Raw genomic sequence first — 6321 nt, 5'->3', positions numbered from 1 at the left:
CCGATCGAGTACGAGACCATCATCACCACCCAGGCAGCACTCGCCGCCTGACCCACCCTGTCACCTCACCGTGCAGCAGACCCCATCTCACCCGTGCGCTCGGCGTGGACTGGGAGCAGCGGCACCGCGGACGCGACCGCAACCCCACCTGGGCGATCACCGCCGTTCCGGAGGCGCTCGTCCAGGGGTTCAGCGACCGGGCACGACACATCGACATCGAGGCCCGGCGGCTCGTCGAGGAATGGGCCGCAACCCACGGGCGACGCCCCTCGCGCGCAACGATCATCAAGCTGCGTCAGCAGGCAACCCTCGCCACCCGCCCCGAGAAGGAAGTGCGCTCGCTCGCCGACCTCACCGCCGAGTGGAGGCAGCGCGCGGGGCGCGTGCTCGGATGCGACGCAACGTCATGGGCGACCGGGGTTGCGAGCGGCGCAATGCCGCTCGTGCTGCGCGCCGACGACATCCCGCTCGACGTGCTCGACCGGATCGGGTCGGACGTCGTCGCCACCGTCGGTGAGAAGCGCTCGACCTGGCGGCGCTGGAACCTCTACGCCGAGGCCGCTCGCCAGACGATGCACTGGCGGTTCGCATCCACGAGCGACCGGGAGGCGATCATCGGGCTCGTGGTCGACGCCGCGGAGCGCGCGTCCACCCGGCTGACGCCGCCAGAGCTGGCATCCAACCCCGCCGTGTTCCAGCGGGTCGACGGCACGTCGGTGTTCCGCCCGAAGCACTCGGCCGTGTTCTCCTCGGAGATGCAGCTCGCCGCAGAGGATCGGCTGCGCGTACTTGCGGCTGACCTCGGTGCGCCGACCCTCGGCCTCGATTCGTTGGAGAGGATCGCCCGTCGTCCTGGCCCTGCTGGTCAGGCGTTGGGTGACGACCAGGTGTCAGCGCTCGCGTCGGTTGCCGTGTCGGGACGGGTGCTCGACATGCTCGTCGGCCCGGCCGGAGCGGGCAAGACCACCGCGATGAATGTGCTGCGACGCGCCTGGGAGCACGAGCACGGGCGTGGTTCGGTCGTCGGGCTCGCTCCGTCGGCGACGGCCTCGCAGGTGCTCGCCGACGACCTAGGCATCAACACCGAGAACACCGCAATGTGGATCACGCAGCACGACCGCGGCGAGGTCGACTTCGTCGCCGGGCAGCTCGTCATCATCGACGAGGCCAGCCTCGTCGGCGCCCGCGCACTCGACAACATCGTCGGAGCCGCGGCGCGCACAGGTGTGAAGGTGCTGCTCGTCGGCGACTGGGCGCAGCTCCAATCGGTCGAGCCGGGCGGCGCATTCGGGATGCTCGTCGCCGAGCGCGACGACGCGCCCGAACCGGTCGACGTGCACCGCTTCATCCACGCCTGGGAGAAGGTGGCGTCGCTCGAGCTGCGGCACGGGCGAGCGTCCGCACTCGACGCCTACGACGTACACGGACGCATCGTCGGCGGCGACGTCGAAGCCATGGCGGACGCCGCGTACGCGGCGTGGCGGCGCGACCGCGACGCCGGGCTCACGTCCGTCCTCATCGCCGAGACGAGCGACACCGTCGTGACACTGAACCGCCGGGCACGCGCTGACCTCGTGCTCGACGGCGCGGTGGATGCCTCTGCCGAACTCACGCTACACGACGGCACGGCGGTCTCTGTCGGCGATACGATTCTCACCTGCCACAACGACCGCCGCCTGCGCGCCGGACGCGACTGGGTGCGCAACGGGATGCGGTGGACCGTCGCCGAGCTGCGACGCGACGGGTCCATCGTGGTGCGCCGACCGGATCGGCGCTGGGGTGGCTCGCTCGTACTCCCCGCGGCGTACGTCGCGTCGCACGTCGAGCTGGGATACGCCGTCACGGCGTACCGAGCGCAGGGCACGACCACCGACACCGCTCACGCCCTCGTCGAGCCGAGCACCACGCGCGAGAACCTGTACGTCGCGCTCACCCGCGGGCGCGCGGCGAACACTGCCTATGTCACGCTCAACAGACCCGATGACGACCACTCTTCGGCACACCCGGGAGACGATCCCGCCGCGACCGCTCGCTCGGTGCTCGCACGCGTGCTCGCGCACGTCGGTGCGGAACTCTCGGCCACCCAGACCATTGCCACCGAGCAGGATGCCTGGAGCTCGATCGCCCAGCTCGCCGCCGAGTACGAAACCATCGCAGCCGCGGCTCAGCGCGATCGATGGGCCTCGTTGGTGCGTTCCTCGGACCTGTCCGCCGCCGATGCCGAGGCAGCGATCGAGTCCGACGCGTTCGGTGCGCTGACCGCCGAGTTGCGACGTGCTGAGGCGAACAACTACGACCTGGACGACCTGCTCCCGCGTCTGGTCGCCGCACGCGGCCTCGAGGATGCCGACGATGTCGCCGCGGTCCTGCACGCCCGCGTCGAGCGGGCGACGGTCCGGCCCCGTTCGCAGGGGACTTCGCGACGTGCGCCCCGACTGATTGTCGGACTCATCCCCGTGGCATCCGGCGAGATGGGTGCCGACATGAGCCGAGCCCTCGACGAGCGCCGCGATCTCATGGAGGCGCGGGCGTCCGCGCTCGTGACCGCCGCCGTCGCGCGTGACTCGGCTTGGCTACGTGAGTTGGGGGAGGAGCCTCGCGAGCCGTCGGCCTCGGCGACCTGGCAGCGGCAGGTGCGGATCGTTGCCGCGTACCGCGACCGCTACCGCGTTGGTGAGGACGGTCCCACGCTCGGTGCTCCGGCGATCGGTGCCGTGCAGCGTATCGACGAGGCGCGGGCGTGGGCTGCCATGCAGCAGGCCCGCAGGATCTCTGCCGAGGCTGCGACGCCCGCAGATGCGCCTACGCCGGTCGAGCGGGACGCGCTGACCCTATGAACAGCGAGTTCTTCCGCGATGTCGCATCCCGGGCGTAACCTGTTTGACGAGGCAGAAGACACTGATACGAGCGTCCTTCTGGACAGACGCCTCCGGGCACCCTCCACGCGCTGCCTCCTCGGCGGAGAATCACGCTTCCACGGGAGACCGGGATCATGTTCCGACTCATCTGGACGATCGGCGTCAGCATTCGCGACTTTTTGCAGCGCTACATGCCCTCGAACATCCTCATCCGCGCGACGCACCGCCGCACCGGACTGAAGTGGGGCATCCCGGCGATGCTCCTCGCCGCGGTCTACCTCGTGATCGCCGCTGCGCTCGTGCAGTGGATCGCGGACGGCGGGCCGGGCTGGCTCAACCTGATCATCATCGTCTGCATCTGGAACGCCCTGAAGTTCATCATCAACGGGCCGATCACCCTGGTCCGCCTACTCCGCGCGCGTGCCGAGGAGGCTCGCGCCCGGAAGGCGTTTCTCCGAGCAGTAGCGTCCGGGTACGAGCCAGGGACACCGGTCGGCCCGCTTACTGCTCGGGTCTAGCCCGACGGGGAGTGAGTTCGTACTACGCGGTGCTTGCGCTGATCGGCACGTCAATCGAGTCGCGCGCGACGACGATCCCATCCTTGACGATGTAGCACTCGACGATGTGCTCGCCACGGAAGGACGTCCGCTCATGCCGGACTCCGGGGCGACTTGACGAGATGATCTGGCCCCGAATGTTGTTGCGGCGTTCCGCTTCCTCGCCCCGGTTGAGCACCTTCCACTTCACCTCGTACGGCTCCTGCACCTCGCACTCGGTGATAGTGAAGTCGAGTTCCTTGTTCGGGAGGAGCAGGCTGCGCTCCCGGAGCATCTCCCGCAGCGAAGCTGGTCTCCAGCCGTTCTGCGTGACAGTGCAGTCGATCGTGACCGAGTGGCAGATGTCGACCGGGAACTGGTTCTCGATGAACTCCTCGGTGTTGGTGAACGCGTGTGCCGACTCGCTCGTCGCCAGCGGCACCCCCGTCCCGAAGACCTCGCGCCACTTCTTGTTCGCTGAAGCCTTGCCCTCGTCGGCGATCGCCTCAAGGCAGCGGTTGTAGGCCTTCTTCGCCTTCGACTGGAACCGCTTCTTCACTGTCAAGCGCTGGTTGCTGCCTAGCGCGAGGTAGTAGTCCTTGTCGGGCTCGTTCATGAGGAACTCGAAGAAGTCCCGAGCCATGAAATCGAACCACAGGGTTCCCTTGTCGTCGTACTCGGACGTGCTGGCGAAGAACCTGTGGACAAGCGTGTCGATGAGCAGACCGCCCATGACCACGCCGTTCGCGTCCTTCCAAGCGCGCGCCATTCGGGCGAGGTGGCGCATGTTCTTCGAGGTGCGGTCGTTGCACTCCTTGGTTGCCGCGATCTCGTCACGCGGCTTGGTGGTCTTCCAGGACTCCGCCTTCGTGTCCGGGTAGTCGAAGCTCCCGTCGTCGTTCTCGAAGGCCGACTGCACCTCGAACTTGAACTTGTTGCTGGTGAACTGCACGCGAACGACGCACTGGTCGACGCGAATGTCAGTATTCGGGTACCGCGACTTCAGGGCGTCCTTGACTCTCGTGAGGATCCGTCGTGGCCCCGTCTCGGTGTCGTACGAGGAACGCAGCGAGGCCGGGAGGATGAAGATCAGGTCCAGGTCGGACACCCCGCGGATGGCCGTATGCCGACCGTATGACCCGACCATCAGTCGGTGCGCGGTGGACCCTTCCACGCCTCTAAACTCCTTGTTGAGAGACTTCGTGATCTCGTCGCGGCGCATGGCGATGGTGGTGCTCGCGTCGCCAACCTTGAGATTCTCAAGAAGCGTGTCGAAGATCTCCGAGACCTTCACGTTCACGCCTCGCTCTCGTTGAGTCGCAGCGTCGCGGGCAGAAGGAGGTCGATCTCGCGAGACGTGAAGGTTAACTCCTCCTTGTTCTTGAGACCGTCCTGCGCCCGTCGATATGCCCTGGCCGTGGTCCGCGGCGCTTCCGCGTAGGCCTCGCGCGTCGCATCCTGGAGTGCATCGCGGCGGGCACGGGCATCGACCGCCGACGTCGCGCCCGACATCAGGTCGGTGATCAACGACAGGTACGACTCGCGCACATCCCACAGGCGAGCGGCGATGTCGCGGTGGGCCTTGGACTCCTCATCGAATCGGAAGCTTTTGGTCGCAAGGCTCAGGGCGCTGACGACAATCGCGATGGCCGAGGTCGCGAGGCTGGTGAGAACCGGGTTGCTGACGAGCCCGAGCACCGCGGCTAGGAAGGTTCCGGTGCTGAGCGCTGTGAAGGCGACGAGCAGGCCCTGCTGCCATCGATGCTTCCTGAAACATAGGTCCGCCTGCTTCTCGTGTGTCTTGTGGCTGTAGACCACCCTGCCGAATGCCTCACGAACCTGCGCGAGGAGGTACTCGTCGTGCGAGTCGTCGGTCGTGGGTTCCGGCGTCATCGTGCTCCGTTCGTCCTACGGCATTGCAGCGTCCTCCGAGCTGTGAGGCGCGGGAAGAGCGGCAGCGTTCGGGTGATCGCTGCACCGCCTCTCATCATGACGGTGACCACCGACATCGACTGAGGTTCGGGCACTCGCGTGACCGCGGATCGAGCCCCCGTGCGCGAGGACGGCGGTCTTGACCGCTCCGCGTCTGACGCCGTACCGGTCTCCGACCGCGACGAGCGATAGACCGGACTCGTAGAGCCGCGCGGCCTCCCGTGCTTCGTCGGCGTCGAGGGGTCGTACCTGTCGCACCCGACCCGCCCGCTTGCAGTGGTCGATGACCGTCTGGCGGGCAATGCCGTACTTGCTCGCGAGGTGCTTCAGGGTGAACCCGGCATCCCGGTTGGCGAGGAGCTGGGCGACCCGCTCGGGGCGCAAACGGGTTGGAGTCTCACTCACTTTCGTGCGGATTGCGCCGCGCGAATCGCGCCTGCAGGATGGCTGGAAGCCGTCAGATCGGTCGCGCGGAGCCCGCAATACGCGCCTGACCAGGGACTTCGTCGGAGCGCCGGGTTTGGAGCTTCGTCGGGTCGGGTCCACCACGGTGCTCCTAGTCGAACTCATGACACGACTGAAGAGCCCCGGATTTGACTCAGCAAGTCTGACGCGCGACAGCGCGAGGCAAGATGGCGTCCAAGGACAGCCTCGCGCGGATGCAGGCCGGACAGATCTACGACCCGAACCACGTCGATCTCCTGGCGCAGCAGACCGTCGCGCTGGATCTCATGTATGACTACAACGCGACGCGACCCTCCCAAGGCGAGCGGCGGACCGAGCTGATCCAGCAGATGTTCGCCGAGGCCGGCGTCAGCTGCTACGTCGAGCCCCCTTCTACGCCAATTGGGGCGGCCGCAATGTGCACCTCGGTGAGGGGGTGTACGCCAACTTCGGACTCACGCTGGTCGACGGGCCCTACCCCCGGATGTTGGACACGGGGTGTGATTACGCGGCGGTCGGCAGCGTAGCGGCCCGGCGGGCCTCGTAGGTGG

General features: G+C 67.3%; 5 protein-coding genes. 3 read left to right on the top strand and 2 right to left on the bottom strand.

Annotated elements, in window-relative coordinates:
• The first annotated feature begins 104 nt into the window (after window positions 1–104).
• A complete protein-coding gene (locus FH969_RS14310) occupies window positions 105–2837 on the top strand; it encodes an AAA family ATPase (protein ID WP_199916636.1) in 2733 nt (910 codons plus the stop codon).
• A gap of 155 nt (window positions 2838–2992) precedes the next feature.
• Window positions 2993–3376: a sulfate permease gene (locus tag FH969_RS14305; RefSeq protein ID WP_108717729.1), complete on the top strand. Its 384-nt coding sequence runs from the start codon at window positions 2993–2995 to the stop codon at window positions 3374–3376.
• Window positions 3377–3398: 22 nt separating this feature from the next.
• On the opposite strand, the gene FH969_RS14300 is transcribed toward FH969_RS14305, so the two are convergent.
• Both FH969_RS14300 and FH969_RS14295 read right to left on the bottom strand, forming a co-directional pair.
• The gene (locus FH969_RS14300) at window positions 3399–4694 is read right to left on the bottom strand and encodes a nucleotide-binding domain-containing protein (RefSeq protein ID WP_108717728.1); all 1296 of its coding nucleotides are present in this window, start codon (window positions 4692–4694) and stop codon (window positions 3399–3401) included.
• Complete coding sequence (locus tag FH969_RS14295; protein ID WP_108717727.1) at window positions 4691–5287, bottom strand: SLATT domain-containing protein; 597 nt, start codon at window positions 5285–5287, stop codon at window positions 4691–4693. The genes FH969_RS14300 and FH969_RS14295 overlap by 4 nt, the downstream gene beginning before the upstream one ends.
• A 671-nt stretch (window positions 5288–5958) precedes the next feature.
• On the opposite strand from FH969_RS14295, the gene FH969_RS16185 reads away from it, so the two are divergent.
• Window positions 5959–6297 (top strand): maltose acetyltransferase domain-containing protein, encoded by a 339-nt coding sequence (locus tag FH969_RS16185; RefSeq protein ID WP_108717726.1) that lies wholly within the window; start codon window positions 5959–5961, stop codon window positions 6295–6297.
• The last annotated feature ends 24 nt before the right edge of the window (window positions 6298–6321 follow it).

Source organism: Miniimonas arenae, from assembly GCF_006351005.1.
Lineage (GTDB): Bacteria > Actinomycetota > Actinomycetes > Actinomycetales > Beutenbergiaceae > Miniimonas > Miniimonas arenae.
This window is presented reverse-complemented; position numbering and strand designations above follow the sequence as displayed.

What these genes read in the sequence shown, in the direction of transcription:
- FH969_RS14305 (WP_108717729.1), top strand. Translation starts at nt 2,993, where the DNA reads ATGTTCCGACTCATCTGGACGATCGGCGTCAGCATTCGCGACTTTTTG.
- FH969_RS14295 (WP_108717727.1), bottom strand. Translation starts at nt 5,287, where the DNA reads ATGACGCCGGAACCCACGACCGACGACTCGCACGACGAGTACCTCCTC.
- FH969_RS16185 (WP_108717726.1), top strand. Translation starts at nt 5,959, where the DNA reads ATGGCGTCCAAGGACAGCCTCGCGCGGATGCAGGCCGGACAGATCTAC.